Below are 26799 nucleotides of genomic sequence, written 5' to 3'. Positions count from 1 at the left end.
AAGGACAGAGTACAGGCAAAATAAGTGGTACAATATACCACAATTCCGGGGCTATTTCTTTCACTCTGCTGGGGTAGTTGGTTTTTAAATCAACCAGCGCGCCTCGCCGGGGCTTGCGGAAGCGGTGCCCCGGCTGCCGGGCCGTGCGCCTCCAAGAGCCCGCGCAAGGGCACAGCGCCCCACCCCGCGTGCGGCCGGTCGGTCTACTTCTGGTTGCAGTGATTGGCCGACGCCGGCGCCCTGGCTTGCTCCGCGCTGGCACCAGGGGCAGCATTTCCGCGCAGCGGCTCCGCGCGGAGCCGGCCACCTCTGCGGGCGGCATTCCGCGCGGCCCGGCCGGTGGACCCTAGCCGGCCGGCGTCCCGGTCACGTGGGCCACGGCCCGCAGCAGCGCCGCGCAGGCCCAGTCGATTTCCGCGTCGGTGATGGTCAGCGGCGGGGCCAGGCGCAGGGAGTTGTCGCAGAACAGAAACCAGTCGGTGAGCACGCCCTCGTGCGCCAGAGCGTGGTCGATAATGGGCTTGAGCACCGCAAACGACTCGAACTCCACGGCCAGCAGCAGCCCCAGCCCGCGCACCCCGCGGATGGCCGGGTGGCGCAGCTGCCGCCGAAACCGTGCGGCCTTCTCTGCCACGCCGGCCAGCAGGTTTTCCTCCTGAATCACGCGCAGCGTGGCCAGCGCCGCCGCGCACGACACCGGGTGCCCGCCGAAGGTGGTCAGGTGGCCCAGAATCGGGTCGGACTTGAAATCCTGCATGATGTCCTGGCGCGCAATGAACGCGCCGATGGGCATACCGCCGCCCATGCCCTTGGCCGTGAGCAGGATGTCGGGCACCACGCCGAACTGCTCGAAGGCCCAGAACGTGCCGGTGCGCCCGAAGCCGCACTGGATTTCGTCCAGAATCAGCAGCGCCCCCACGTCGTGGCAGCGGCGGCGCAGCTGGCGCAGGTAGTCGCCGGCGGGCACGCGCACGCCGGCCTCGCCCTGCACCGTCTCCACGATGACGGCGGCCGTGCGCCCGGTAATCAGCGCGAGGTCCTCGACGTGGTTGTAGCGCAGGTGGCGCACGTCGGGCAGCAGGGGGCGGAAGCTGCGCTTGAAGCTCTCGGAGCCGGTAACGGACAGGGCGCCCTGGGTGGAGCCGTGGTAGGCGTTGTGGGCGCCGATCAGCTCGGTGCGGCCGGTGTGGCGCTTGGCCAGCTTGAGGGCGCCCTCCACTGCCTCGGTGCCGGAGTTGGTGAAGTACACGTTGTCCAGCTCGGGCGGCAGCGTGTGGTGCAGGGCCTGGGCCAGCTCGGCCGGCGGGGCCTGCACCAGCTCGCCGTACACCATCAGGTGCAGGTACTTATCGAGCTGATGCTGAATGGCCTGCAGCACCCGCGGGTGGCGGTGCCCCACGTTGCTGACGCCAATGCCCGAAATCAAATCGAGGTAGCGGCGGCCGTCGGGGCCGTACATCCACACGCCCTCGGCCCGCTCGATTTCGAGCAGCAGGGGAAAGTCGGATGTCTGGGCCTGGTGGCGCAAAAAGAGCTGGCGGGGCGTGAGCATGGGTACTGCAGTAGGCTGAAATCAGCCGCAAAAGTACCGCGCCGGGGACGAAACCGGGGCTGTGGCTAAAGTCGAAATAAAAAGGCTACAGCCCGTCCTGTCGAAGCTTGTCGAGACATCTCGCGTGCTGACGCTGGCTAGCATTATTTTCGTTCAACGAAGATTTTACTATTGGACATCAGCACGCGAGAGGTCTCGGCAAGCGCGACAGGACGGCCAATTAGCACCGGAGAACCTGGCCAAAAAACAACCGAGGCGGCCTTTGCGGGGCCGCCTCGGGTCGTTCAGGGGCAACGCGGCCTATTCTTGGCCGCTCAGGGCACCGCTGGCGGCGCGGCGGTTGTCGAGGCGCTGAATCAGCTCCCGGGTGAAGTCGCGCTCGGCCTGCATGAGCTGGGCCACCTGGCGCAGGCTGATGACCTTGGCGAACTTGTCGACGTACTCTTTTTCCAGGTTGATTTCGCCCTGGCGGAGCTTGAACTGCTCGTCGAGGGCGGCGCGGATGTCCTTGTCGCTCATGGCGCTGAAGTCCTGGCCGCGCAAACCCATCTTGGTTTGCTTGCGCAGGTCGCGGCGCTTGTCGGTAAACTCGTTGAAGAGCGGCCAGAAGCGCTGGGCCTGCTCGGGCGTCAGCGCAATTTTGTCGGTGATGTAGGCAATGCGCGCGTTTTCGAGGCGCTGGCTGGGGCGCTGCCGGACGCCGGACTGGGCCCGGGCGCCCAGGCTGCCGAGCAGCAACAGCGCCACCAGCAACACGGGGCGGGCGAGGAAGCGAGTCATGCGGGGAAAAACAAACATCGGGGGCGAAGTAACACTACAAATACACATCCAGGCTTGGCTGCTCGTCGAGGGCGGCCTGGATTTCGGCGTCGGTGCCGGGCAGAAACTCGGTGGGCAGGGCGCGCTCGGCCACGTGGGTGTCGGCCAGGTCGGCCAGGGTCACGCGCGGGGCGGCGTCGGAAAGCAGGTACTGCACGGCCTCGGCGCGGGGCACGGCGGCCAGGGCCCGGGCGGCGTTGGTGCGGCGGGTGATGCCGGCCGCGGGCCGGCCGCTGGGGCGCGACGTCAGCCAGAAGCTGCCCACGAAAGTGAGCAGCAGCACCACAGAAGCCAGGGCCGTGCGCGCCGGGGCGCTCAGGCGGGCGAGCCAGCCCCACAACGGAGCCGGTTCGGCGGCGGGGCGCACGCGCTGCATCACGCGCCGCGGCAGCTGATCGAAGTACTCCGCGGCGGGCGGGGCCAGCGGCGGCTGGGGCCGCCGTGGGTGCTCATCGAGGCGGAAGGGCGTTTTCATATCGGTTGGAGGGCCGCAGGGGCCGCAGGTTTAATCGGTTTCCTGGTTTACGTACTGCTCGATTTTCTTGACGGCGTGGTGGTACGAGGCCTTGAGGGCGCCCACGCTGGTGCCCGTCACTTCGGCCATCTGCTCGTAGGGCATCTCGTCGTAGTAGCGCAGGTTGAACACCAGGCGCTGCTTGTCGGGCAGGCGCAGAATGGCTTTCTGCAGCTTCAGCTCCACCGTGTCGCCGGCCAGCTGCTCGTCGGCCTCCAGCTTCTGGGCCAGCTCGGCGCCCACGTCGTTGAGGGGCAAAAAGAACTTGCGCCGCTTGCTGGAGAGGAAGTTCAGGCACTCGTTGGTGGCAATGCGGTAGATCCAGGTGTAGAGCGAGGCGTCCTGGCGAAAGTTGTCCAGGTGGCTCCACACCTTGATGAACACGTCCTGGGTGAGGTCGTCGGCGTCGGCGTGGTCCACTACCATCTTGCGCACGTGCCAGTACACCTTGCTCTGGTACTTGCGCACCAGCTGGTTGAAGGCCAGGTTGCGGCTGGCCGGGTCGCGGAACTTGAGGAGGATGTCCTGATCTTCCAAGCAGCGGGGAGGAGGTGAGGTGGAGCGGGGTGCGTGGGGGTTAGAGCGCCCGGGCGGGGCCGAGTTTAACGAGCTTGCCGAAAAACCTTTTCATCCTGGGCCAGAGTAGTTAGTATTCCAAGCCTATCCTATTATTGCCCAATGATATCCGTATTTCCACTTATAGCTACCTGCTGGCTGGCCCTGAGCGCCGCCGCGCTGCCGCCCGAAAGCGAAACCTACCGCCGCCGCGTGCTGGCCGATCCGGCCCTGCTGCCCACGGAACTACTGCCACAGTACGCTGGCCGCTCCTTCGCGCCCGTGTGGCTGCCTCCCAAGGACGCCGCCCTGGGCTTTATCGGCCCGAATTACCAGCGCCTGGACCTGAAGCTGCTGACCGTGACGCCCACCGCCGGGCAGCCCGGGCAGTACGCCGTGACGGGTAAATCCAGGGTGAAAACCAACGTGGCGGCCTTTCAGGGCACGCTGCGGGTGCTGCACGTGCGCGTCAACCGCGGCCGGCCCCGCACCCTCGACAACGAGCCTGCCATTGCCGTAAAATCGGGCATCGTGCTGGCCGAATACGAACTGCGGGAGCGGGAAGCGCAGCCCGGCACCGGCGTATTTCGGGGCGTGCTGCACGCCAAATGGTACAAGGACGCCCGGGGCCGGATTTACTACGACGACCTGCTGAGCTTTGCCGACAGCTACGCCAACAACCAGGGCGTGGGCACCTGGACCTCCTACCGCAGCAAGCAGGTGAAGCGCTGCAACTGGGGCCGCCACCGCATCCCGAACAGCGGCGACCTGGACCAGGGCGCGGGCGAGTTCAGCCCGACTGACAAGTACCTGGCCTACGGCTGGCAGCAATACCGGCAGGCCTGGACCGGGCAGGACCCGGCCGCGCAGCGGCTGGAACAAGCGGCGTGGTGGCGGTAACGGCCGCGCAGCTGCGCCGCTTCTGCTTTTTCTTTATAACCCTTTTTCGGGCTTCCGGCCGGGCCTTTGGCTTGCTCCCCGGCCGTGGCGGCGCCGCACTCCTGCTTATGTCTACTACTTTCTTCCGCTTCCGGTGGCTGGCCGTGCTGGGCGTAGGGCTGCTGGCCCGGCCCGCCGCCGCGCAGCAATTCGAGCTGAACAGCCTGCCGGTGGCCCCGGCGCCTGCGCCGCCTCCGGGCGCGCCGCTGCCCAAGCTGACCAGCGTGCCCGCGGCCGCGCAGTACCGCCTCGCGGCCATAACCATCGACGACGCCCGGCCGCTGACGTCGAGCCGGGCTATCAAGCTGCCGGCGTTTTCGCGACCCGGGCAAATGGACAAGGTGTGGCCGATGCTCACGCCCGAGCAGCGCGCCGGCATTCAGCGGGTGTTGCGGGCGCCGTTTTCGGCCGATTCTACCAAGCCCGCCGTGACGCTGCGCTGCCAGCTCGATGATGCCTACCAGACGTTTTTCGCCACGACCGAAGACGAAAACGTGGGAGCGGGCGCGCGGGTGACACTGGAGCTACTCGACGCCCAGGGCGAACTGTTGCGGACCGCCACTGGCCAGCAGCGGCTAACCCGCCGCAGCCTGGACGCCCGCCAGAGCGTGTTGGAGGAGCTCTACCAGCAAGCCCTGCTCAGCGCAGTGCGCCACGGGCTGCTGCAGCTGATTATGACCGCTGCGGCGGAGTAAGAGACGTTGGCGCCTCACATATACATGCTATTGCGACCGGAAAAATACCGCGCGGCAGCGGATTCGGCTTGGGAAAAGGCAACCCCGCCGGCGGGCAGTGGCGCCCGGGTCGGGCAGAACCGTATTTTTACCGCCAGACCCCAACCATCCGCCAGAACCCCGTGAGCAACCTGATCCAATTCGTCGCCAACTACGACGACCTGAGCACCGATAAAGGCTTCCAGTTCAAGTTCCACTGCGACAAGTGCCGCAACGGCCACATGTCGCGCTTCCAGCCCAACGCCGTGGGCATTGCCGGGGAGCTGATGCGCGCCGCCGGCAGCCTGTTCGGCGGCTACTTCTCCGATGCCGGCAGCGCCGCCTACCACGTGCAGCGCGCCGTGGGCGGCAAGGCCCACGACGACGCCCTGGAAAAAGCTGTGCAGGAGGGCAAAACTTACTTCAAGCAGTGCACCCGCTGCGGCCACTGGGTGTGCCCCGACGTGTGCTGGAACCACCAGGCCGGCCTCTGCGAAGACTGCGCCCCCGACGAGCAGGAGGAGCTGGCCGCCCAGCAGCGCCTGGCCGCCCGCGACCAGATTTACACCAAAACCCGTGAGCAGGACTACACCCAGGGCCTCGACTTTCTGAACAAGGGTGGCCTGCAGCAGTGCCCCAGCTGCCAGACCAAGCTGGCCGCCGGCCAGAAGTTCTGCCCCAGCTGCGGCACCGCCAACCCCGGCGCGCAGGCCCAGGCCAAGGACCGGTTCTGCGGCAACTGCGGCGCCGGCATGAAGCCCGAGCAGAAATTCTGCGCCGAGTGCGGCTCGAAGCAGTAGCTCCCTTCCCATTTTTCAACAACCGCGCCCGGCTGCCAATACGGCGGCCGGGCGCGGTTGCGAATAGCCTACGGCGTGGCGTAGCTGAAGCCCACCGTCATGTTGTAGTTGTCGGGGTTTTTGCCGGCCAGCACCCGGCTTTCGTGGGTGTAGTTGCTGGTGGCATTCACGGCCAGGCGCTTGGTCACTTTGAAGGTTACCGTCGCCAGCTGGCTTACCCGGAAATCTGATACCGTTGGGATAGAAGGCTGGTAATAGGTGAAGGTGGACACGGTGAACTGCCGCAGGGTGTAGAGTAGCTTCAGCCGCAGCGAGTTGCGCGTGACCAGGCGCCAGCTGCCGTCGATGTAGTACGTGGCTTCGCGAATGACGAGGTTGCTCAGCGCCACCTCGCGCGTGCCCAGCGAGTCGCGGTAGAACGACCAGCCGGGGCCCGCGCCCACCTGCCAGCGGTCCGCAATGCCGCGCAGGTTGCTGCGCTCGTAGCCGCCGAGGCCGTAGGCGCGGAAGCGGCCCTTCCAGTAGTAGGGCGTGGCGTTGAGCAGCGCCTCGCGCTCCTTGAGCTGCCGGTCCTGCTTGCCGTAGGTGAAGGTGCCCGTCAGCGGGAGGCCGAAGTGCAGGCCGCGGCTGAAGCTCACCGAGTGCGTGGTGGTGAGCAGCGTGCGGTACACCCCGCCGGCCGACAGCGCGCCGGTGAGCGTGCCGGCGTAGTGAATGATGGTGGTGTCGGGGCGCTGGGCCTGGGCGCTGTGGCCGGCCAGCAGCAGGAGGCTAAACAGGAAAAAGCGGTGGCAAATCGTCAGCATCAACAGCGGTAGGGGTGGCACAAAGGACGGCAACACGGCCCGGCAAAGGTACCGGCCCGGCCCGCAACCGCAGAAACCGGAGTGGCAGCTTCCACCCGGTGCGCGGCCACCACCACCTCATCGTGGTCGTGTAGTCGCAATTGCTTAGGTTCGGCCCGACCCGGACGGCTGGTCGGTAGGCTGCGGCCCGCCGGGGCCTGGGCTACTACTGGCTATGATGGAAATGCTGCGGGCGCACATTGCCCGGTTTATTGAGTTGCCGGAGGAAGAATGGCGGGGCATCCGCCGCTTCTTTCAGCCGCTGGACGTCGGCAAGAAAGCCAACCTGTTGGTGCAGGGCGAGCTGTGCCAGGCGCACTACTTCGTGGCCCAAGGCTGCCTACGGCTGTTTTTCGTGAACGACAAAGGCACGGAGCAAACCACGCAGTTTGCCCTGGAAGGCTGGTGGCTGACCGACTACGCCGCCTTCGGCACGCCCGCGCCCGCCGCCTTCGGCATTCAGGCCGTGGAGAAATCGACAGTACTGGCCATTTCCTTTGCCGGGCAGGAGCAGCTGCTGCATGGGTTTCCGCGTCTGGAACGCTACTTCCGGCTGATTCACCAGCGGGCCCACGCCGCGGCCCAGTTCCGCATCAAGAGTCTCTACACCCTGTCGGGGGAGGAGCGGTACTGGCAGTTCCATCAGCGCCAACCTGCGTTTGTGCAGCGGGTGCCGCAGTACCTGCTGGCTTCGTACCTGGGTATCACGCCCGAGTACCTGAGCGAAATCCGCGGGCGGCGGCATTCTTAAACCAGTTTAAGGATTCTGGCCGCGGTGGCGCCCGAGCTTTGTGAGCATCAACTCATTCAATCACAGAGCAATAAACCCCATGGAAAAGCGCGTGAACATCGAGGCCGCCCTGCCCACCGTCTGGAAAGCCATGTACAACCTGTCCATCAGCATGGCCAAGACCAGCCTGACGCCCGTGCAGCAGGAATTAATTAAAGTTCGGGTGTCGCAGATCAACGGCTGTGCCTTCTGCCTCGACATGCACAGCAAAGAGGCCCTGAGAATCGGGGAAACGCCGCAGCGGCTCCTGCTGCTGAATGCCTGGCGGGAAACTGATCTGTTTACGGCCGAGGAAAAAGCCATCCTGGCCGTGGCCGAGGAAGTGACGCTGATTCACCAGCACGGGGTTTCGGATGCCACGTACCAGCAAGCGGCGCAGCTGTTCGGCCCCGAAGTCGTGGCTCAGATCATTGTAGCGGCTGTGCTGATTAACACCTGGAACCGCATTGCCGTCAGCACCCAGCTGCCCGTGGCGAAGGCCGCGTAAGCGGGGCAGCGCAGCGCATCTGAAACGACCATCCCGATACCCACTAAAACACGACACCGCCCCGGCTGCCAGCTGGCAACCGGGGCGGTGTCGTGTTACGAGCCTAGCGCAGAAACTACTTCCGGCGGGCCATTACTTTCTCCACGGCGGCCACAATGGCCTGCTCGTTGAGGCCGTACTTTTCCATCAGCTCGTCGGGCGTGCCCGATTCGCCAAAGGAGTCGTCGACGGCCACCATTTCCAGGGGCAGCGGCTCCTCGCGGGCCAGCAGCTGGGCAATGCTGTCACCGAGGCCGCCGTTCATCTGGTGCTCTTCGGCCGTCACCACGCAGCGGGTTTTGCGGGCCGAGGTCAGCACGGCTTCCACGTCCAGGGGCTTGATGGTGTGGATGTTGATGATTTCGGCGTTGATGCCTTTCTCAGCCAGCAGCTTGCCAGCCAGGATGGCTTTCCAGACCAGGTGGCCGGTGGCGAAGATGCTCACGTCGGTGCCCTCGTTCAGCATCACAGCCTTGCCGATTTCGAACTTCTGGTCGGCGGGGGTGAAGACGGGCACCACCGGGCGGCCGAAGCGCAGGTACACCGGGCCCTCGTAGTCGGCAATGGCAATGGTGGCGGCTTTGGTCTGGTTGTAGTCGCAGGGGTTGATGACGCACATGTGCGGCAGCATCTTCATCAGGCCGATGTCCTCCAGAATCTGGTGAGTGGCGCCGTCTTCGCCCAGGGTCACGCCGGCGTGCGAGGCGCAGATCTTCACGTTCTTGCCCGAGTAGGCAATGCTCTGCCGGATCTGGTCGTAGACGCGGCCGGTCGAGAAGTTGGCGAAGGTGCCGGTGAAGGGAATTTTGCCGCCGATGGTCAGGCCCGCGGCCAAACCCATCATGTTGGCTTCGGCAATGCCCACCTGGAAGAAGCGCTCCGGGAAGTCCTTCACGAAGGCGTCCATCTTCAGGGAGCCGATGAGGTCGGCGCAGAGGGCCACCACGTTCGGGTTGGTCTGGCCCAGCTGGTGCAGGCCGGCGCCGAAGCCGCTGCGGGTGTCTTTTTTCTCGGTGTAGGGGAAGTCTTTCATAGGAAAAGGGAGAGGTTTCAGTGAAAAAAGCAGCTATGACGCCGGGGCGGCGTCTTCGCGCCAGCGCAGGCCGGCGGGCAGCCGCTGAGAAGAAAATTCGAGGTGAATCACGCGCCGCGGCCGCTCGTCGAGGCTGCGGTGCGAGGCGTGCAGGGTCAGGGGCTTCATCAGCATCACCGCGCCGGCCGGCACCGGGCAAACCTGCGCGTGCGGGGTGAAATCGGCAATGTCGGCGGCCGGAATTACGCCGTGCCGGTGCGAGCCGGGCACCACGCGCAGGGCCCCATTACCAGCGTCGCAGGCGTCGAGGTGGATGCGCAGCGTGCAGATGCCGTCGAGGTACTGGCGGGGGGGCTGCACGTTCACGCCCTCGGGCCGCACGTTCCACGGGCCGAAGCCCGGCAGCTCGGCGCGGCGGTCCACAGCCACCATCAGGTCCTGGTGCCAGGCCACTACCCAGTTCGAGCCGGCGGGCTTGTCGAAGTAAATGGCCTTGACGAGGTGTTGCGGCGCGGGCAGCAGCTCGTGCAGCAGCTCCTTAAACCGCTCGTTCCAGATCAGCGGGCGCAACGCGGGCAGCTCCGCGAGCAGGTTGCGGATGGCAAACACGTCAGCGGTGCGGCGGAAGCTGCCGCCCTGTGCGCCGGCTTGTTCGATAACGGCCAGCAGGGCCCGGATTTCGGCCGGGGCGTACACCTGCTCCACCACGGCAAATCCGTCGCGCTGGTAATCCAGCAAGGTATGTTGCGCGGTCTGGATCATTTGCCGAAGATGCTGACCGAAGAGGTTTGCCCGCTGCGGATGGTGAACGTGCGCACGTCGGTGAACTTGCTGCCGGTGGCCGTGGCGGTGCGGTACACCAGGCGGTAGGGGCCGGGCTGCATGGGCAGGTTGATTTTCGAGGAGCCGCCGGGCGGCAAATCGTACACCCAGGTCTGCGAGTCGTCTTGGTTGAGGCGGTAGATGCTGCCGTAGCCTTTCAGGTCGCTGATGATGTTCAGGGTGCCGGGCGCATCGTAAGTGACGGTGGTTTCCTGGCCCTGCTTCACCGTGACGCGCCGGACGAGGCGCGGCAGCGTCAGGATTTCCACCTCGTAGTTGCCGGCCAGCAATTTCTGCTTCGAGCCGAAAGCCCGGGCCAGCACCGTGGCGGGCGAAGCCTGGGCGCGCACCACCGCCTGCACCGTGCCGTAGGGGTTGGTGGTGATGGGCGGACTCTGCAGATTCAACGTGCCCTGCGGGGTTTTGTAGGTCAGCACGTTGGCCTTGCCGGGCTTAATCACCAGGTTGGCCTGGCGCACCGGCGGCACCGTGTTGATAACCAGGTCGTAGCTCTGCAGCGCGTCGATGTCGAGCACGTCGGCCTGGCCCTTGGCGTCGCGCCAGTGCACGTAGTTGTACTCCGGCTGCTCGGTCACGTTGTTGATGAAGGTCAGGTTCACGTTCGACTCCACCGGCCGGCCCGCCTCGTCGGTCAAATTCACCGCCACCGTGGTCTTGGCCAGGGTCTGGGCAATGACGTCGCTCAGGATGGTGCGGAAGGTCTTCACGTCGGCGGCGTTGTAGTACTGGCCCAGGCACTTGAGCTGCTCGCCAAACTCCCGCTCCGCCCCAATCCCGATAACAAATGGCTTGAGAAACACCCGCTTGCGCTGCAGCGCCAGGGCCGTGGCGCAGGGGTCGCCCTTGCACGATTCCAGCCCGTCCGTTATCAGGATAAGCACGTTGCGGGCGTTGCGGTCGGCCGGGAAGTCGTTGGCCGATTGGCCCAGCGAGTAGGTAATGGGCGTGTTGCCCTGGGGCCGCAGGTCCTGCAGCTTCTGCTTGATGGCGGCGGCGTTTTTGCGGGCAAAGGGCACTTCCAGGCGCGAGTCCTCGCAGTTGTTCTCGGTGTTGGGGTGCTGATGACCGTAGGCGCGCAGGGCCAGTTCCAGGTTGGGGTAGGCGTTGAGCGAGTCGGCCATCTTGGCCAGCAGCGCCTTGGCCACGTTCCAGCGCGGCTGGCCTTCCCAGGGCGCGTTCATCGAGCCCGAGGCGTCGAGCACGAAGAGGATGCGCGTGGTCTTGGGCTGGCTCGACGGCGTCCCCTGCTGGGCACGCAGCGGCTGGCTGACCACCAAGCTGGTCAGCAGCAACAGCCAGAACGTGCGTGCGAGTCGTGCCATGGGCGCCTCGCCCCCGACCCCTCTCCGAAAAGAAGAGGGGAGCCTGGCGTCAGCAGGCGAGGAGGCAATGTGTTTGATTGGTTGTCATGTCGAGCGGAGCCGAGGCATCTCGCGTGCTGCCGTCCAAGCGTAATTCCTTCGCTGAACGAGTAGGATATACTGCCTAGCATCAGCACGCGAGATGCCTCGCCGCGCTCTGAACGACGTTCTGCTTCCGGTCTAGTAATCCGACGCCTTTTCCACGCTGAGCTGCTGCAGGGCTTTTTCCAGCTGCTCGTCGTTCGGAGCCACGCCGTGCCACTTGTGGCTGCCCATCATGTAATCCACGCCGAAGCCCATCTGGGTGTCCATCAGGATCATCACCGGCCGGCCTTTGCCCAGGCGGGCCTGGGCGTCTTCCAGGGCGGGCAGCAGCTGCTCCAGGTCGTTGCCGTTGGCTTCGAGCACTTCCCAGTTGAAGGCCTCGAACTTGGCGCGCAAATCACCCAGGCCGCCGATTTTGTCGGTCGGGCCGTCGATCTGCTGGCCGTTGCGGTCCACCACCGCAATCAGGTTGTCGACTTTGTGGTGCGGGGCGTACATGGCCGCTTCCCACACCTGGCCTTCTTCCAGCTCCCCGTCGCCCATCAGCACGAACACGCTGCGGTCGTCGCCGTTGAGCTTCTTGGCCTGGGCCGCGCCGATGGCCACGCTCAGGCCCTGGCCGAGCGAGCCGGAGGCTACGCGGATGCCGGGCAGGTGCTCGTGGGTGGCGGGGTGGCCCTGCAGGCGCGAGTTTAGCTTGCGGAAGGTGCTCAGCTCGCTCACCGGGAAGTAGCCCGAGCGGGCCAGCACCGAGTAGAACACCGGCGAAATGTGGCCGTTGGAGAGAAAGAACAGGTCCTGGCCCACGCCGTTCATGTCGAAGGGCTCGGGCTGGTGCTTCATCACCTTGAAGTAGAGGGCCACCAGCAGATCGGTGCAGCCCAGCGAGCCGCCGGGGTGGCCCGAGTTGACGGCGTGCACCATGCGCACGATGTCGCGGCGCACCTGCGCGGCAATCTGTTTCAGCTCGGCAACGGAGCGGGTGGCCGTGGCTTCGGCGGCGGGAGAAGTAGATGCGGACATAGGGGAAAGGAAGTGAATGAGCGAAAGAGAGAGGGCGCCGGCCGTGGTAGCCCGCGGCGGCGCGGCCGGCTAAGTTCGGCCCTCGGGGTGGCTTGCGCCAAACCCGGCGGCAGTGAATCCTACCGAAAACGAAACCGGCGGGCCCTCAATGCGGGTCCGCCGGCGGCCAGGGCTACTTGAGCAGTTGCTCGGCGTGGTTCTTCGTGTCGGGGCGGCGAATGATGCGCTCCACGCGGCCCTCGGCGTCGAGGAGGAAGGTGGTGCGCACCACGCCCCAGTAGGTGCGGCCGTAGTTTTTCTTTTCCTGCCACACGCCGTAGGCTTCGGCCAGGGTGCGTTCGGGGTCGGCCAGCAGGGGGAAGGGCAACTCGAACTTGTCGGCGAATTTCTGGTGCGAGGCCACGTCGTCGGGGCTCACGCCGAGCACCTGCAGGCCGGCGGCGCGCAGCTGGGTTTCGCCGTCGCGCAGGGAGCAGGCCTGGGCCGTGCAGCCGGGCGTGTCGTCCTTGGGGTAGAAGTACAGGGCCACGCGCTGGCCGCGGTAATCCGCGAGGCGGCGGGTCTGGCCGCTTTGGTCCTGAGCCGTGAAGTCGGGGGCTTGGTCGCCGGGGTTGAGCGTAATCATCGGCCCCAAAGGTAAACGGTTGGCCCGGATGTGCTACCCCGCGGGCGCCGGTTTAGCCGCGCAGCGGCGTAACCGGCGCCGGAAGTAAAGCAGGTTTTCACCCGGCGTCGAACGTTGCCAACGGCTGCGGGCGCAATGGCTGAGCACCCACGCAGATTGAAAGCCTGCCCGCTGCCGGGCCCTGGTTACGCTACTACAAATGGCGTAACCAGGGCCCGTGCTGATTTTTATTCCGCTTCGGGCTGCTGGGTGTAGATGAGCTTATCCACCGCAAATCCTTTCTGCCGGGCCATTTCCGTCAGGTTGGCCAGGGCCGGGTGGCTGAGCTGCGGCTCCCGGCTCAGAATCCACAAGCCTTTGCGGTCGGGGGTGCCGACGAGGGCAAAGCGGTAGTGCTCATCGAGGGCTAGAATCCAGTAGTCGCCTTCGAAGGGCCACTGAAACTGCACTTTGAGCTTGGCGTTGGTTTTGGGGTCGACCACCCGGGCCAGGCCGCGCACGGTTTCGGCGGGGCCGTTCACCGAGTCCTGGTGGCAGGTGTTGTGCACTTCGATGTTGCCGTCGGCCAGGGGGCGGTACTCGGCCGTGACGTGGGTGCAGCCCTGCTCGAAACGCTGGGGCAGGCGGGCAATTTCGTACCAGCGGCCGGCGTAGCGGTGCAGGTCGACGTGGGGAACGGTGGTCAGCTTGGGTCGACGGCGGCGGGTGAGGGCGTACACGGCGGCGCTGGTGGCCAAAACGGCCGCGGCGGCGGGCCAGAAGCTGGGTTTGCGGATGCGAGGAGTTGCCATGCGAAAGGTGTGGGGTGCGTAACGCCTGTACGCAGCGCGCGGGGCGCACGTTCGGCCGGTCCGCCGCCCCGTTTCGGGAATGCGCCGGGCTGCTTACCTTTGCCGGTCTGGGGCCGCCCAAACGCCGCTGCCGGCGCCGCCTCGGTCCGGATTTTTTTCACCAGCCCTTCCTTGATGAGCACCCCTCCCGATAAACAGCAGCTTTTCGCGCACACCGAGCAACAACTCCGCCAGCAGGGCTTCGGCATCGAGCGCCAGGACCAGACGCGCCCCTGGGGCGGCTTCTTCGTCATCGACGAAGGCCAGGCCCAGCAGTTTGCCGACACCTACTTCGACGGCCTCTCGGTGGACGAGCTGCGCATTTCGGGCAAGCTCAGCCCCAAAATCCTCATCGTGGCCCCCGGCCAGCGCCTTTCGTGGCAGTACCACCACCGCCGCGCCGAAATCTGGCGCGTGGTGCAGGGCCCGGTGGGCGTCGTCACCAGCGACACCGACGCGGAAGGCGCGCTGAAAACCTACCAGGTGGGCGAGCAAATCACCCTGCGCCAGGGCGAGCGGCACCGCCTCGTGGGCCTCGACGGCTGGGGCATCCTGGCCGAAATCTGGCAGCACACCGACGCCCAGCAGCCCTCCGACGAGGACGACATCGTGCGCGTGCAGGACGACTTCGGGCGGTAGAGAATTAGACATGGGATGGTGAGGCATGAGAAGTGCGACAGACGACTTCTTGGTCTTTGTCGGCCTACACGCTGACCTGTCGCCTAACTAGAAGCAGAAAGCCCCGCCGGAGCAATCCGGCGGGGCTTTTCGTTTTGGTCGGGCTAACGCGAAAAGCCGACGTCCGTCTCACTTCTCATGTCTCACTATCCCATGTCTAGCCTTTCAGCGCGGCGGTCAGCTTCCGCACGCCTTCCAGCGCGTTGGCGCCGAGGTCCACGCGCAGGGTGCGGCGGTCGTAGCTGCGCAGGGCCTCCAGGTCGCCCTGGGCCTGGGCGTTCTTCAGCGTGCCGAAGGTGTAGCTGCGGCCGGGCAGCGGCAGGTCGGGCTGGTTGTCGGCGGTGAGCTGCAGGAACAGGCCGGTGTTGGGCCCGCCCTTGTGGTACTGGCCGGTGCTGTGCAAAAAGCGCGGTCCGTAGCCGAAGGTGGTGGCCGCGTGCAGGCGCTGCTGCAGGGTGGCGCGCAGCTCGTCGATGGCCGCGTTCAGCTCGGGCGTCTCCGTGAGGTAAGCCTGGATGGACACGTAGTCGCCGGGCCGGGCCTGGAAGAAGCCGTCGAGCAGGGCGTGGGCGTCGGGGCTGCCGGCCGCGCCGCCGTAGTAGCTCAGGCCGTCGGCGGCCAGGGTTTTCGCTTCCTGGGGCAGGCTGCCTTTCTCGGCCACTTCCTTCATCAGCTTGTCGGTAGCTGTTTTGGCCGCCTGCACGTTGGGCTGGTCGAAGGGGTTGATTTCGAGCACGGCGCTGGCCACGGCCGTGGCCACTTCCCAGCGGAAAAACTCCTGGCCCAGGTCCAGCGCGTCGTGCATCCGGATGCTGATGACCGGGTGGCCGGCGGCCTGCAGGGCCTGCAGCTTTTGCTGGTTGTCAGCATCCGCGTCGCCCTCGTAGCCCACGTATACGAACACGCGGTCGGGGCCGTAGAGCGAGAGGTCGGCCAGCGGCTCGCCGGCCACGGGCAGAATGCCCACGCCGTGCTTGCCGGTGCTTTCGGCAATGAGCTGCTCCAGCCACAGGCCCAGGTCGCTGAGCGAGGGCGGGGTGACGAGCGTGAGCTTGTCGCGGCCCTGCTGGGCCAGCACGCCCAGGGCCACGCCCAGCTCCAGGCCGGGGTTGTGCTGCACGTCGCCGCTGGCGCCGTTGGCCTCCATCATGCCCACCGCGCGGCGCAGCAGTTCCTCGATGTCGATGCCGTAGAGGGCGGCGGGCACCAGGCCGAAGTAGGAGAGGGCCGAGAAGCGGCCGCCCACCTCGGTGAAGTTCAGGAACACGCGGCGGTAGCCCAGGCTGTCGGCGGTGGCAATGAACTTGGAGCCCGGGTCGGTAATGGCCACAAAATTCTCGCCGGCCCGCTCGCCCTTCAGGGCCTTGAGCCGGTCGTAGAAATAGTCGCCGAAGGCCAGCGGCTCGGCCGTGGTGCCCGATTTGCTGGCCACGATGCACAGCGTGGTTTCCAGCGGTACGGCCTGTTCAATCTGCTGCACGGTGCCGGGGTCGGTGGTGTCGAGCACCAGCATTTCCAGCCCCTCGGCCGACTTGGGGAAGGACTTCTCGAACACAATCGGGGCCATCGAGGAGCCACCCATGCCCATCACGATGACGTGGGTGAAGCCGGCGGCTTTCACTTCCTGCACGAAGGCGTTGATTTCGGGTACGGCCTGCTGCATGGTTTCGGCCACGCGCAGCCAGCCCATGTAGGCGCGCAGCTCGGCCTGGGCCGCGGCGTCCTGCACCCACAAGTCGGCCTGCTTCTGCCAGAAGCCGGCGGTGAAGTTCTTGGCGTTGAACTCGGCGATTTTGGCGTCGACGGTGGCCTGGTACGGGCCCAGGTGCAGCGCGGCGGCGGGCACGGATTGTTGCGTTTCTCCCATCGGGGGTTGCGGTAGTGTGGAGTGAATCAGGTTTGGGGCCGCCGCTGCGCCAAGGCCCGGGACGGGTCGGAACGGCTGCGGCGGTAAAAATGCACCTCCTTTCCGAAAAGGCGGGGTGGAAAAAGCAACTTTCCGCGGAAAAGCTGCTTCGAGGCAGGGCAAAATACTGACAGCCAAAGCCTATTATCACGGGGCTTACTTTAGCTGCCCGCTTGGTTATGCGGGTAAGTTGCGTTGTTTATTTATGTATTGCCTGCCGGTCACACGTCGGGGCCAGGGTGCGGGAGTAGCAGGGCAATGTCTGCCGAAGGTGCCGCGCCTAGTGCCAAGACGTAACGCCCTGCCGGCGCAAGGCCAGCAGGGCGTTTGCCTGAGCGGGCCAGCGGCCATTACAGCTGCAGCTTAATCACCTTCTCATTCCCGGCCTGATCGGTGAGGCGCAGGGTGGCGGGGCCGCGCAGCGCCGGACCCAGCGTGTCGGTGCGCTCGGTGAAGAGCGTGGCGTTTTTGTTTTCGAAGCGCAGCAGGCGGAAGCGCCCGTTGATTTCCAGCTCGTAGCGGTTCAGGCCCGAGAGGTTGTCGCTGACCTTGAACACCAGCCCGCCGGCGCGGCTGATGAGGCGGGCCGAGGGCGGAATCGTGTCGGTGAGGATGCGGAACTGCCCGTAGTTGCGGGTGCTGAAGGTCAGCAGCTCCCCGTCCCAGGTGCCGCCGGCCCAGCTGGCCGTGGCGCCCCGGATGAGGTAGGCCGCCGCGTGGGCTTTGTCGGCCACGGGCCCGGCGGGCTTCAGGGTCACGCGCATGGCCTGCTGAATGGGCGTACGCGGGTTCTGGATGGTCCAGGTCTTGTCCTTGAAGCTCGTTTGCAGGTAGAGCGTGTCGTAGTTGGTGCGCGGGGCAAACACCAGGTTCACCAGGTTGTTGGCAAACAGCTGCTCCTGGCCGGCCGGAATGGCCGCCACCCGGTCGAAGCGCTGGTCGGCGGCCAGGCCCGGGAAGCGCAGAAACTCCGGCAGGCCGGCGCGCAGGTCGAAGAGGTACACCGTGCGGCCCTGATCGGTGTAGCTGGGGCGCAGCTGCAGCTGGCGGCCGTTGCGCAGCAGGGTCAGGTTGGGAGCCTGGCGGGCCGAGTCGTCCACGGTCACGCGCAGGATGTTGCGCAGCACGTCGTAGCGCAGGGCGGGCTTGCGCACCGCGGCCGCGCGCGTCTGCCAGTAGGCGGGCTGCTCGCCGCGCAGCACCATGCGCAGGGGCGTGAGGTTGCCGTAGGCGTCGAAGAGACGCATTTCCACGTCGTACACCTGGCCGGCTTCCACGCGCAGCTTGCCCTTCGTGGGGCCGGTGCGGGAAATCGAGAGGTCGTTGCCGTCGTCCACCCACAGCTTCTCGAAGGTGCGGCGCGAGGTCATCAGGTACTCGTAGTCGATGTGCTGGTTGACCACGCGCGTCTCCTCCGGAAAGCCGATGCCGTTGATGACGTGCGAATACAGCGGCTGCCCGTTCACGCGCACCTCCACCCGGTACAGCCCGTTTTTGTTCCAGGCATTGTCGAAGCGGTCGAAGGCCTGCAGCAGCAGCCCCACGGTGCCGTAGGCCGCAATGGTATCGGGCACGCTGAAGCCGGCGCCGGGCGCGCCCACGGGCGTAAACAGGCGCTTCTCGAAGCGGCCCTGCACCCGCCCGTCGATGCTGAGCGGCTCCACGGCCGCGCCCACCACGGTGGGGGCCACGTGGTCCTGAATTTCCGGGAAGCCGCCCCACTGCAAGGGGTTGAGCTGCCGGTCTTTGGCGTCGCGCACTTCCCAGTGCAGGTGCGGGCCCGCCGAGCCGCCGGTGTTGCCCGACAGGGCCACCACTTCGCCGCGCTTCACCGGAAACTGGTTGGGCTCGAAGAACAGCTCCAGCTCGTAGCTGCGCTTCTCGTACTGGCGGCGCAGCATCTCCTGGGCCACCGGCCCGCGGAAGTGGTTCAGGTGCCCGTACACCGTCACTAGCCCGTTGGGGTGGGTGATGTAGAGCACGTTGCCGTAGCCGAAGCTGCTCTGCTTCATGCGCGAGATGTAGCCGTCGGCGGCGGCGTACACCGGCAAGTCCACCCCGCCGTTGGTCTTGATGTCGAGCCCGCCGTGGAAGTGGTTGGGACGCAGCTCGCCCATGCTGGCGGCCAGTAGGTTGGGCCGGCCGGGCTGAATCGGGAACAGAAAGTAGCCCTTCAGCGCGCCGGCGGTGGTATCCTGGGCGGCCGCGGCCGGCTTGGTCGCTTTCGGCGGGTCGGTCTGCGCGTCGGGGTCGGCAGAGCAGGAGAAGGGCAGGGCCGGCGCGGCCAGCAGCAGCAGCTTGACAAGGAGGTGGTTCAACAACACAGGGACAACAACGGGCTTGGGGCGGCCGCAGGGGTGGCGCCGCCGGAAAGAAAAAGCAGAAACAGCGTGAAGTAAAAGTCAATAGAACGTCCTGTCGAGCGCAGCCGAGACAGGACGTTCTATTGACTTTTACTTCACGCTCACGTCGAAGAACGGCTCGTCTTCGATGTAGCCCACCAGCCGGTCGCCCACCTTGATGGGCCCCACGCCGCTGGGCGTGCCGGTGAAAATCAGGTCGCCCATCTTCAGGGTGATAAACTGCGAGATGTAGCTGATGATTTTGCTGAAGTCGTGCAGCATCATGGCGGAGTTGCCCCGCTGGCGCAGCTCACCGTTGACTTCCAGGCGAAAGTTGATGTTTTTCAGGTCCGGGAATTCTGAAACCGGCTTAAAGGTGGCGCCCAGCGGGGCCGAGCCGTCGAAGCCCTTGGCCAGCTCCCAGGGCAGGCCCTTGCTTTTGAGCTTGCTCTGCAGGTCGCGGGCCGTCAGGTCCAGGCCCAGGCCGATGGCGTCGAAGTAAGTGTGGGCGAACTGCTCCTCGATGTGGCGGCCGTTCTTGCTGATGCGCAGCACCAGTTCCACCTCGTGGTGAATGTCCTGGGTGAAATCGGGGTAGAAGAAGGGCTGGTTGCGCTGCAGCAGCGCCGTATCGGGCTTGGCGAAGATGACCGGCGCGTCGGGGACTTCGTTCTGGAGCTCGGCAATGTGCTCGGCGTAGTTGCGACCGATGCAAAGTATTTTCATGGAAGGCGGAATCAGGGAAGAACAAAAATCGGGGCGGTAGCGGCCCTGAGCAAAAGTAAGGGATTGGCTCAGGCCGAAAAACCGGGCCCCGGCCGCCCTGCCTTACGGCGCAGCGGCCGAGGGCGTTAGCGGCGGCACAACATTTTGCCCGCCCTGCGTCGTATAGCACGCACCCGGCCCAGTCGCCCCAAATGGCGTATTCTCGCGCTGCCAGGCGGCCCTGGGCCCGTTCGTTCACCTAGCCACTTCCCGCTCATGTTCAAAAAATTCCTCTTGGCCGTAGCCCTCTCGGCCAGCGCCGGCTGCGCCTCGGTGCCGATAACCGGCCGCAACCAGATCAGCCTCGTGTCGGACCAGGAAATCAATACCATGGCGGCGCAGGAATACCAGAAAGTGCTGCAAACCAGCAAGCTATCCACCGATGCCAGCCAAACGGCCATGGTGCGCCGGGTGGGCCAGCGGATTCAGCAGGCCGTCGAAACCTACTTCCGCCAGCAAAATCAGTCCAGCCAGCTGGAGGGCTACCAGTGGGAGTTCAACCTGATTGACGACCCGCAGGAAAATGCCTGGTGCATGCCCGGCGGCAAGGTGGCCGTGTACACCGGTATTCTGCCCATCACGGCGGACGAAAGCGGCCTGGCCGTGGTAATGGGCCACGAAATTGCCCACGCCGTGGCCCGCCACAGCAACGAGCGGATCAGCCAGCAGATGGCCGCCCAGGGCCTGGGCGGGGTGCTGTCGGCGGCAGTGGGGCAGAATCCCTCGGCCACCCAGAACATTTTCCTGCAGGCCGTGGGCGTCGGCTCGCAGGTAGGGCTGCTCAAGTTCAGCCGCACCCAGGAGTCGGAGGCCGACCACCTGGGGCTGATTTTCATGGCCATGGCCGGCTACAACCCCGATGCGGCCGTGCCGTTCTGGGAGCGGATGGCGGCCAAAAACCAGGGCGGCAACATCGAGCTGCTCTCGACTCACCCCTCCGACGCCACGCGCATTGCCAACATCCAGAAGGAGCTGCCCGAGGCGCGTAAATACTATACTGCCCGCTAATCAGCGGCCCCCCTGCCCGTGCTCCGACTTCTCTCAACCCGATTCCTGGCCCCGGCGCTGTTGCTGGGGGCCATTCTGCTGAGCGCCTGCGAAACCTCCCGGCGCACCCGCGAAACCGCCAACCCCGACGACGGCACCGGCACCTCCGAGCCAACGCGCCGCAGCACCCGCATTGAGCGCAAAGAGCAAAAGGAAACCGCCGAGCTGCGCATCGTGGACTCGCCCAACCGCCTGGTGGCCAGCGTGGTGGAGAGCAAGGTGCAGTACAAGGTGCCGCGCGAAATCCTGATGCAGCAGTTCAACCGGCAGTTCGACGACGGCACCGTGGTCGACAAAGCCCTGGTGCGCCCCATTCAGGGCAAGGCCAAAACCAAGGAGAAGCCCGTGTACTACCTGGTGGGCATGGGCCTGCGCAACGGCATGTTTCGGGCCATGGCCCTGCCGCTGCAGCTGAGCACCGACAACGAGCTGTACCTGAGCACCACCGCCGAGCGGTACGTGCTCGAAGGCCGCGGCTGCCAGATGTGCTACTTCAATTTCGAGGGCGACAAAATCACCGGCACGCTCTGCGACGACAACTCCGGCGGCGGCACCTGCACCCTGACCGTGGTCGACAGCAACACCTTCTTTCCCCCCAAACAATGAGCCGCAAATGGCTGCTGCGCCTTGGCCTGACGGCCCTGGCCCTGCTCGTGACCACCGACCGGCGCCGCCGGTCCGCCCCCGCGCCGCCCCGGCCGGCGGATGACCAGCCGGACGCCAAATGAAAACGGCCCGCTTCAACCGAAGCGGGCCGTTGTTGGTTATTACTGCGCACTCCACTGCTGCTCATGCTGCGCAAACTCCTGCTGATTGCCCTTCTGGCTGGCTTCTTCAACTGCGGGCTGCTGCTCGTCGTTTCGCTGTTCGGCGTCACGTGGGGTGCCCCCAAACCCGCGTGGCTAGCCGGGGCAGCATTGCTGGTCGGCTTGCCTTACGACCTGGACGCATTTGGGCGTTATTTTTTCTGGGCGGCGGCCCTGAACGGGGCCATTTGGGCCAGCGGGCTGTATGTGCTAAGCTACGCGCTGAAGCGCCGGTTGACTAGCGGGTGGGCGAGGCGAAATCAGTAGCCCCGACAAATTCCCGAATCCGCAGGGCCAGCGCCGCCGCGTCGACGCGCTCCAGCGGGTGCGGCGTATCGGGCAGCACTTCGAAGGTGGCGTTGGGCAGGTAGGCGGCAAACTGCCGCGAAGCTTCCACGCCGGCCGTTTTGTCCAGCGCGCCCACCAGCACCTGCACCGGAATGGTGAGCTGCGAGAGGTTCAGCTCGTTGAGCACCGGCGTGCTGCCCAGCTCGCGCATCATGGCGGCGGTGGCGTCCACCACGGCCGTCCACTCGGTGGGGGCGTGGGTGTGCTGCAACTGCTCCACGAACTGCGGCACCTTGGCCTGCATCTTCGCCGCGTCGAGCAACCGGGTTTCGGCCTCTGCCGTTTCCGGCGACCAGTCGAACTTGGTGCCCAGGGTGGTGATGCTGCGGATGCGGCCCGGGTCGGAGGCGGCGCTGAGCACGGCCGCGTAGCCGCCCATGCTGTAGCCGAACACGTGTACCTGGTCCAGCCGGTGCTCGGCCAGGAAGTAGCTGATTTCGGCCGCGAAGTGCGTCATGGTGAAGCGCGCCGCGTCGAGCGGCTGCCCGCCGTGCCCGCCGAAGGAAAACGTGTGCACCTCAAAATCCGCCGCGAGGCGCTCGGCCAGCGGCTGCAGCTGCCGGGCCGAGCCCAGCGCGCCGTGCAGAAGAAGCAGGGTAGGTTTCATAGCGGAATGTAGCGCGAACTTTGACTATGTCGACCTGCGGTTCAGTTCGCGTATCTCAGAACGACAATCGTTCAATAAAGGCGTGCAACGATACGCGAACCAAACGTTCGCGCTACTTACCCACTACCTCCGCGGCCAGGTGCACCAGGTCCAGCCCGTCGAAGGTGCCGCTGGTCATCATCAGCAGATTGGCGTGCTGCCAGTCCTGCTCGTGCAGATACTCAGCCAGCTGCCGGCTGTCGGTAAACACGCGCAGGTCGGGGCGGTGGAAGGCTTCGGCCACCTGCACCTCACTCAGCGGGGGCAGACGCTTGTGGGCCAGCACCTGCGGGTTGAAGTATACCACGGCCACGTCGGGCGCGTCGAAGGTGCCGGCGTACTGGGGCAGAAACTCGGGGTTGAGCGAGCTGAAGGTGTGCAGCTCCAGGCAGGCCACCAGCCGGCGGTCCGGAAACTGCCGCTTCAGCGCGGCCGAGGTGGCCTTGAGCTTGCTGGGCGCGTGAGCGAAGTCCTTGTAGACCACCGAGGTAGGGCCCTGCTGCACCAGCTCCAGTCGGCGGGCGGCGCCTTTGAAGGAGGCAATGGCCTCGTAGAAGTCCTTGCCCTTGATACCGAGCTGCTTGCACACCTCGCGAGCGGCCGAGATGTTGCGCAGGTTATGTTCGCCAAACACCTGAATGGGCACCAGCTCGTCCTTCTTGGTGATGAGGAAAGTCTGCCCGTTGCGGATAACGTTTTCGTGCGGGCCGTAGCCCACGTACTTCACGTCGGGGTTGGAGGGCACGCTCACCAGCTGGGCCTGTTCGTCGTCCTGATCGAAGATGAGCACGCCGGCCTTGGGCGTCATGCGGGCAAAAATGGCGAACTGCTCGCGGTAGATTTCCTCGGTCGGAAACACGTTGATGTGGTCCCAGCTGATGCCGGAAATCACCCCGATGTGGTGCTGGTAGAGGTGAAACTTGGGGCGGCGGTCCACCGGCGAGGAGAGGTACTCGTCGCCTTCGATGATGATAATCGGCGCGTCGTCGGTGAGCTTCACCATCAGGTCGAAGCCCTCGAGCTGGGCGCCCACGGCGTAGTCGAACTTCAGCCCGTGGTAGCGCAGCACGTGCAGAATCAGCGAGGTAATGCTGGTTTTGCCGTGCGAACCACCGATGACGATGCGCTGCTTGTCCTTCGAAGCCTCGTAGATAAACTCCGGGAAGGAGAAGATGCGCAGCCCCAGCTCCTGGGCGCGGTGCAGCTCGGGGTTGTCGGGGCGGGCGTGCATGCCCACGATGACCGCGTCGAGGTCGGGGGTGATGCGGGCCGCGTCCCAGCCCAGCTGCGCGGGCAGCAGGCCGGCGTGGTGCAGGCGGGTGCGGGCCGGGTCGAAGATTTCGTCGTCGGAGCCGGTGACGTGCACGCCCTGCTGGTGCAGGGCCAGGGCCAGGTTGTGCATGATGCTGCCGCCCACCGCAATCAGGTGGACGCGCCGGTACGGGGGGTAAGCCATGCGGGCAGTCGGGGGGGGGGACGCTACTTTATCAGGAAAGACCCGGCCGAAAAGCCGGGCCGGCCGTAAACAGCCGGGCGGCAAAGATAGACCGCAGATGGCAGTGATGCCGCGCTGAGTGCACTGATGCAAACGGCTCGGGTAGCCACTGGCCGTCATTGCGAAGGAAGCGCGGCAACCGTAGGAAGGCGCAGCCAATCGTTCCCCTCGTGGTAGACTGGGTAAAGCTAGTATTCCCCAAAACCTTCAGACGCCAGGTGTCGGTCCTGAAATTTCGTTCAGGTAGCTTTTCGGGTAGTAAAGGATTGTAACGGCGGGGCTGCTGGAGAAAGGATTGGCTACGCCTTCCTACGGTTGCCGCGCTTCCTTCGCAATGACGGCCAGCGTTACCGCTTACCGCTGCGCTATTCTCATCCCCGACCCATCACCGCAATCAGTGGTCGGTCAAGGTAGCGAAAACAACGTCCGCAATCAACGCCAATAAATCAGCGGCTCAGCCGTATTTTTGACACCCCATTCCGTATTTTCGGAACGGAGAGGAGCAGCAAATGTCGACGGAAGATAGCAACAGCCGCGTTAAACAACTGGCCGCCAGAGCCCACAAGGCCTGGAACCGTCCGGTGATGCCCGCCGCGCCTACCGGCAAGCTGCCCCCGCAGGCCCTCGACCTGGAGGCGGCCGTGCTCGGGGCACTCATGCTGGAAAAAGACGCGCTGACCAGCGTTATCGACATTCTCAAGCCCAAGAGCTTCTACAAGGAAGCCCACCAGCAGATTTTTCAGGCCATCCTGAGTCTGTTCGACAAAACCGAGCCCATCGACATTCTGACGGTGACGCAGGAGCTGCGCAGCATGGGCACGCTGGAAATGGCCGGCGGCCCGCAGTACGTGGCCCAGCTGACTTACCGCATTCAGTCGGCGGCCAACATCGAGACGCACGCCCGCATCATTACCGAGCACGCCATCAAGCGCGAGCTGATTGCCATTGCCTCCAACGTCCACCGCGACGCCTACGAGGACACCCAGGACGTGTTCAACCTGCTCGATCAGACCGAGCAGGCGTTGTTTGAAGTGTCGGAATCGAACATTCGCAAGAACTTCGACGACATGCGCAGCCTGATGGGCAAGGCCATCAAGGAGCTGGAAGAGAAAAGCAAGCAGACCGGCGGCCTGACCGGCGTCACCTCCGGCATGATGGCGCTGGACCGCGTCACCTCGGGCTGGCAGAAGTCGGATCTGGTGATTATTGCCGCCCGCCCGGCCATGGGCAAAACGGCCTTCGTACTCTCGTGCATGCGCAACGCGGCGGTGATGGACAACAAAGCCGTGGCCTTCTTCTCGCTGGAAATGTCCTCGATTCAGCTGGTGAACCGCCTGATTTCGGCCGAGGCCGAGCTGGATTCCGAGAAAATCAAGAAGGGCAACCTGGCCGACTACGAGTGGCAGCAGCTCAACCACAAGATTGCCACGCTCTCGAACGCGCCCATCTTCATCGACGACACGCCCGGCCTGAGCATCCGCGAGCTGCGCACCAAGGCCCGCCGTCTGAAGTCGCACCACGACATTCAGATGATTATCATCGACTACCTGCAGCTGATGACCGGCAACGGCGACGGGAAGCCCGGTGGCAACCGCGAGCAGGAAATTGCCTCGATTTCGCGGGCCCTGAAAGGCATTGCCAAGGAGCTGAACATTCCCGTCATTGCCCTCTCGCAGCTTTCGCGCTCGGTGGAAACCCGCGGCGGCGACAAGCGCCCGCAGCTCAGTGACCTGCGCGAATCCGGCTCCATCGAGCAGGACGCCGACATGGTAATGTTCCTCTACCGCCCCGAGTACTACGGCATTACGGAGGACGAAATGGGCAACCCCACCCAGGGCGTGGGCGAGGTTATCATTGCCAAGCACCGCAACGGCGGCCTCGACAACGTGCCGCTGAAGTTTATCGGGCGCTTCACCAAGTTCATGGACCTCGACGGGCAGGGCGGCTTCGCGCCCGAGGCCAGCTACAACACCGGCCAGCTGCCGGCCAGCACCTTCGACGAGCCCGACCCGGGCTTCGCGCCGAACACCATCCGGCTGGGCTCGCGCATGAACGACGCCGCGCCCTCGCCCCAGCCCTTCCCCAAGAGCACTTTCGGCAACGACGACCCGCCGTTTTAGGCCCTGGCGCAGCCCGTTATTACCGCGAGGCCCGGCAACTGCCGGGCCTCGCGGCGTTTTAGGCGGTAAGGCCGCCGAAATAGCCTAGCTTGCTCCGGTATTTATCCACTCAGAGGTGTTTCCAGTGCCATGAAGGCAAACCTACTGCTCGCCGCGGGCCTGCTGCTGACCGGAGCCGCCCGGGCGCAGACCGCCGCGCCCCCGGCGGACCGGCCCTGGCTGATCGGGCTCGGGCTGACGTCCATGTCGGGCTACTACATCGGCACCAACGAGTCGCTGGACGGGGTGCGGCTGGCTCCGGGCCTGCACGCCCGGCTTGCGCTGAGCAGCCGCCTGGCGCTGCAGAGCGGGGTGGCCTACCAGAAGAAAACCACGGACCGCGACGAGAGCAGCACGGCCCAGCGCTACGTGCAGCACAAGGTGCTCCGGTCGACGGTGGTGCCGGTGCTGCTGCGGGTGGCGCTGGGCCAGCCGCGGCACAAAGTGCAGGTTGCGCTGCTGGGGGGCCTCGCGTTCCGGCACTCCGACCTGGTGGATCAGGAAACCTATTACTACCCGGGGGCGGCGGGCGGCACGTTTCAAAGCAACCAGCTGGAAAACCGCCTGGACGTGTTTTTGGCGGTGGGGGCGGGGCTGCGTTACCAGGCAACGCCGCGCTGGGCCGCCCTGGCCGACGTGACCCTCAACCCCCGGCTGGGCGGCGAGCGGACGCAGTACTACGAGCTGCTGCCCACGGGTCTGCTGGCGGTAGGCGTTGGCTACAGCCTGGGCGCGGCGCGGCCCTGAAGCCCTGCCGAAGAAAAACGGCCGCCGGAGCTTGCTCCGGCGGCCGT

28 protein-coding genes are annotated in these 26799 nt (G+C 65.5%); 12 read left to right on the top strand and 16 right to left on the bottom strand.

The genetic code is table 11. The features are described from left to right. Positions 1-346: 346 nt before the first annotated feature. The 4 genes from DLM85_RS06650 to DLM85_RS06635 form a co-directional block, all read right to left on the bottom strand. Positions 347-1552, bottom strand: coding sequence for an aspartate aminotransferase family protein (locus DLM85_RS06650; protein WP_111477258.1), 1206 nt, complete (start codon positions 1550-1552; stop codon positions 347-349). Between the two features lie 300 nt (positions 1553-1852). Continuing rightward, a complete protein-coding gene (locus DLM85_RS06645; protein ID WP_111477257.1) occupies positions 1853-2332 on the bottom strand; it encodes a hypothetical protein in 480 nt (159 codons plus the stop codon). A 34-nt stretch (positions 2333-2366) separates the two neighbouring features. Further along, a complete protein-coding gene (locus DLM85_RS06640) occupies positions 2367-2846 on the bottom strand; it encodes a hypothetical protein (protein ID WP_111477256.1) in 480 nt (159 codons plus the stop codon). Between the two features lie 30 nt (positions 2847-2876). Further along, positions 2877-3422: an RNA polymerase sigma factor gene (locus DLM85_RS06635; protein WP_111477255.1), complete on the bottom strand. Its 546-nt coding sequence runs from the start codon at positions 3420-3422 to the stop codon at positions 2877-2879. A gap of 141 nt (positions 3423-3563) precedes the next feature. On the opposite strand from DLM85_RS06635, the gene DLM85_RS06630 reads away from it, so the two are divergent. From DLM85_RS06630 to DLM85_RS06620, 3 genes are all read left to right on the top strand, one after another. Continuing rightward, positions 3564-4340 carry a hypothetical protein gene (locus tag DLM85_RS06630; protein WP_111477254.1) on the top strand — a complete coding sequence of 259 codons (777 nt, stop codon included), beginning with the start codon at positions 3564-3566 and terminating at the stop codon, positions 4338-4340. 107 nt (positions 4341-4447) lie between these two features. Next, the gene (locus DLM85_RS06625) at positions 4448-5074 is read left to right on the top strand and encodes a hypothetical protein (protein ID WP_133256941.1); all 627 of its coding nucleotides are present in this window, start codon (positions 4448-4450) and stop codon (positions 5072-5074) included. A 161-nt stretch (positions 5075-5235) separates the two neighbouring features. After that, positions 5236-5892 (top strand): zinc ribbon domain-containing protein, encoded by a 657-nt coding sequence (locus tag DLM85_RS06620; RefSeq protein WP_111477252.1) that lies wholly within the window; start codon positions 5236-5238, stop codon positions 5890-5892. A gap of 68 nt (positions 5893-5960) precedes the next feature. On the opposite strand, the gene DLM85_RS06615 is transcribed toward DLM85_RS06620, so the two are convergent. After that, a complete protein-coding gene (locus tag DLM85_RS06615; protein ID WP_111477251.1) occupies positions 5961-6698 on the bottom strand; it encodes a DUF481 domain-containing protein in 738 nt (245 codons plus the stop codon). Between the two features lie 214 nt (positions 6699-6912). Between DLM85_RS06615 and DLM85_RS06610 the strand changes: the two genes are divergently transcribed. Together DLM85_RS06610 and DLM85_RS06605 are read left to right on the top strand one after the other, a co-directional pair. Next, the gene (locus DLM85_RS06610) at positions 6913-7488 is read left to right on the top strand and encodes a Crp/Fnr family transcriptional regulator (RefSeq protein WP_111477250.1); all 576 of its coding nucleotides are present in this window, start codon (positions 6913-6915) and stop codon (positions 7486-7488) included. A 79-nt stretch (positions 7489-7567) separates the two neighbouring features. Beyond that, positions 7568-8014: a carboxymuconolactone decarboxylase family protein gene (locus DLM85_RS06605; protein ID WP_111477249.1), complete on the top strand. Its 447-nt coding sequence runs from the start codon at positions 7568-7570 to the stop codon at positions 8012-8014. A 115-nt stretch (positions 8015-8129) separates the two neighbouring features. Here DLM85_RS06605 and DLM85_RS06600 read toward each other — a convergent pair whose 3' ends face one another. From DLM85_RS06600 to DLM85_RS06575, 6 genes are all read right to left on the bottom strand, one after another. Then, entirely contained in the window at positions 8130-9086 is a 957-nt protein-coding gene (locus DLM85_RS06600) for a transketolase family protein (RefSeq protein ID WP_111477248.1), read from the bottom strand. A gap of 33 nt (positions 9087-9119) precedes the next feature. After that, positions 9120-9848: a phytanoyl-CoA dioxygenase family protein gene (locus DLM85_RS06595; protein WP_111477247.1), complete on the bottom strand. Its 729-nt coding sequence runs from the start codon at positions 9846-9848 to the stop codon at positions 9120-9122. Next, positions 9845-11251, bottom strand: a complete 1407-nt coding sequence (locus DLM85_RS06590; protein ID WP_111477246.1) for a vWA domain-containing protein — start codon at positions 11249-11251, stop codon at positions 9845-9847. The genes DLM85_RS06595 and DLM85_RS06590 overlap by 4 nt, the downstream gene beginning before the upstream one ends. Positions 11252-11470: 219 nt before the next feature. After that, the gene (locus tag DLM85_RS06585) at positions 11471-12358 is read right to left on the bottom strand and encodes a transketolase (RefSeq protein WP_111477245.1); all 888 of its coding nucleotides are present in this window, start codon (positions 12356-12358) and stop codon (positions 11471-11473) included. Positions 12359-12530: 172 nt separating this feature from the next. Beyond that, complete coding sequence (gene bcp / locus DLM85_RS06580) at positions 12531-12980, bottom strand: thioredoxin-dependent thiol peroxidase (protein WP_207890987.1); 450 nt, start codon at positions 12978-12980, stop codon at positions 12531-12533. Positions 12981-13210: 230 nt separating this feature from the next. Further along, entirely contained in the window at positions 13211-13774 is a 564-nt protein-coding gene (locus DLM85_RS06575) for a lipocalin family protein (RefSeq protein WP_111477243.1), read from the bottom strand. A 174-nt stretch (positions 13775-13948) separates the two neighbouring features. On the opposite strand from DLM85_RS06575, the gene DLM85_RS06570 reads away from it, so the two are divergent. After that, on the top strand, positions 13949-14452 hold the full coding sequence (locus DLM85_RS06570; protein WP_111477242.1) for a cupin domain-containing protein: 504 nt from the start codon (positions 13949-13951) through the stop codon (positions 14450-14452). Positions 14453-14648: 196 nt separating this feature from the next. Here the strand turns inward: DLM85_RS06570 and DLM85_RS06565 are convergent, their stop codons facing one another. The 3 genes from DLM85_RS06565 to DLM85_RS06555 form a co-directional block, all read right to left on the bottom strand. After that, complete coding sequence (locus DLM85_RS06565; protein ID WP_111477241.1) at positions 14649-16358, bottom strand: glucose-6-phosphate isomerase; 1710 nt, start codon at positions 16356-16358, stop codon at positions 14649-14651. A gap of 389 nt (positions 16359-16747) precedes the next feature. Next, positions 16748-18715, bottom strand: a complete 1968-nt coding sequence (locus DLM85_RS06560; RefSeq protein WP_111477240.1) for a M23 family metallopeptidase — start codon at positions 18713-18715, stop codon at positions 16748-16750. 135 nt (positions 18716-18850) lie between these two features. Next, a complete protein-coding gene (locus tag DLM85_RS06555; protein WP_111477239.1) occupies positions 18851-19465 on the bottom strand; it encodes a fumarylacetoacetate hydrolase family protein in 615 nt (204 codons plus the stop codon). 255 nt (positions 19466-19720) lie between these two features. Between DLM85_RS06555 and DLM85_RS06550 the strand changes: the two genes are divergently transcribed. The 4 genes from DLM85_RS06550 (at position 19721) to DLM85_RS06540 (ending at position 21624) form a co-directional block, all read left to right on the top strand. Then, positions 19721-20512, top strand: coding sequence for a M48 family metallopeptidase (locus DLM85_RS06550; RefSeq protein WP_111477238.1), 792 nt, complete (start codon positions 19721-19723; stop codon positions 20510-20512). Between the two features lie 18 nt (positions 20513-20530). After that, positions 20531-21157 (top strand): hypothetical protein, encoded by a 627-nt coding sequence (locus DLM85_RS06545; protein WP_133256940.1) that lies wholly within the window; start codon positions 20531-20533, stop codon positions 21155-21157. Next, positions 21154-21279, top strand: a complete 126-nt coding sequence (locus tag DLM85_RS26170) for a hypothetical protein (protein ID WP_279387740.1) — start codon at positions 21154-21156, stop codon at positions 21277-21279. Before DLM85_RS06545 ends, DLM85_RS26170 begins: the two co-directional genes overlap by 4 nt. A 63-nt stretch (positions 21280-21342) precedes the next feature. Then, positions 21343-21624 (top strand): hypothetical protein, encoded by a 282-nt coding sequence (locus DLM85_RS06540; protein ID WP_111477236.1) that lies wholly within the window; start codon positions 21343-21345, stop codon positions 21622-21624. On the opposite strand, the gene DLM85_RS06535 is transcribed toward DLM85_RS06540, so the two are convergent. Both DLM85_RS06535 and DLM85_RS06530 read right to left on the bottom strand, forming a co-directional pair. Then, positions 21596-22312, bottom strand: a complete 717-nt coding sequence (locus DLM85_RS06535) for an alpha/beta fold hydrolase (protein ID WP_111477235.1) — start codon at positions 22310-22312, stop codon at positions 21596-21598. The genes DLM85_RS06540 and DLM85_RS06535 overlap by 29 nt on opposite strands. 112 nt (positions 22313-22424) lie before the next feature. After that, positions 22425-23807 carry a UDP-N-acetylmuramate--L-alanine ligase gene (locus DLM85_RS06530; RefSeq protein WP_111477234.1) on the bottom strand — a complete coding sequence of 461 codons (1383 nt, stop codon included), beginning with the start codon at positions 23805-23807 and terminating at the stop codon, positions 22425-22427. Between the two features lie 548 nt (positions 23808-24355). On the opposite strand from DLM85_RS06530, the gene dnaB reads away from it, so the two are divergent. Next, positions 24356-25966 carry a replicative DNA helicase gene (gene dnaB, locus DLM85_RS06525; RefSeq protein ID WP_111477233.1) on the top strand — a complete coding sequence of 537 codons (1611 nt, stop codon included), beginning with the start codon at positions 24356-24358 and terminating at the stop codon, positions 25964-25966. A 129-nt stretch (positions 25967-26095) separates the two neighbouring features. Further along, positions 26096-26752: an outer membrane beta-barrel protein gene (locus DLM85_RS06520; protein WP_111477232.1), complete on the top strand. Its 657-nt coding sequence runs from the start codon at positions 26096-26098 to the stop codon at positions 26750-26752. Positions 26753-26799: the final 47 nt, after the last annotated feature.

The organism is Hymenobacter edaphi, from assembly GCF_003258365.1.
Lineage (GTDB): Bacteria > Bacteroidota > Bacteroidia > Cytophagales > Hymenobacteraceae > Solirubrum > Solirubrum edaphi.
Note: the sequence above shows the minus strand (reverse complement) of the source record. Positions and strands in the feature narration are given on the sequence as shown.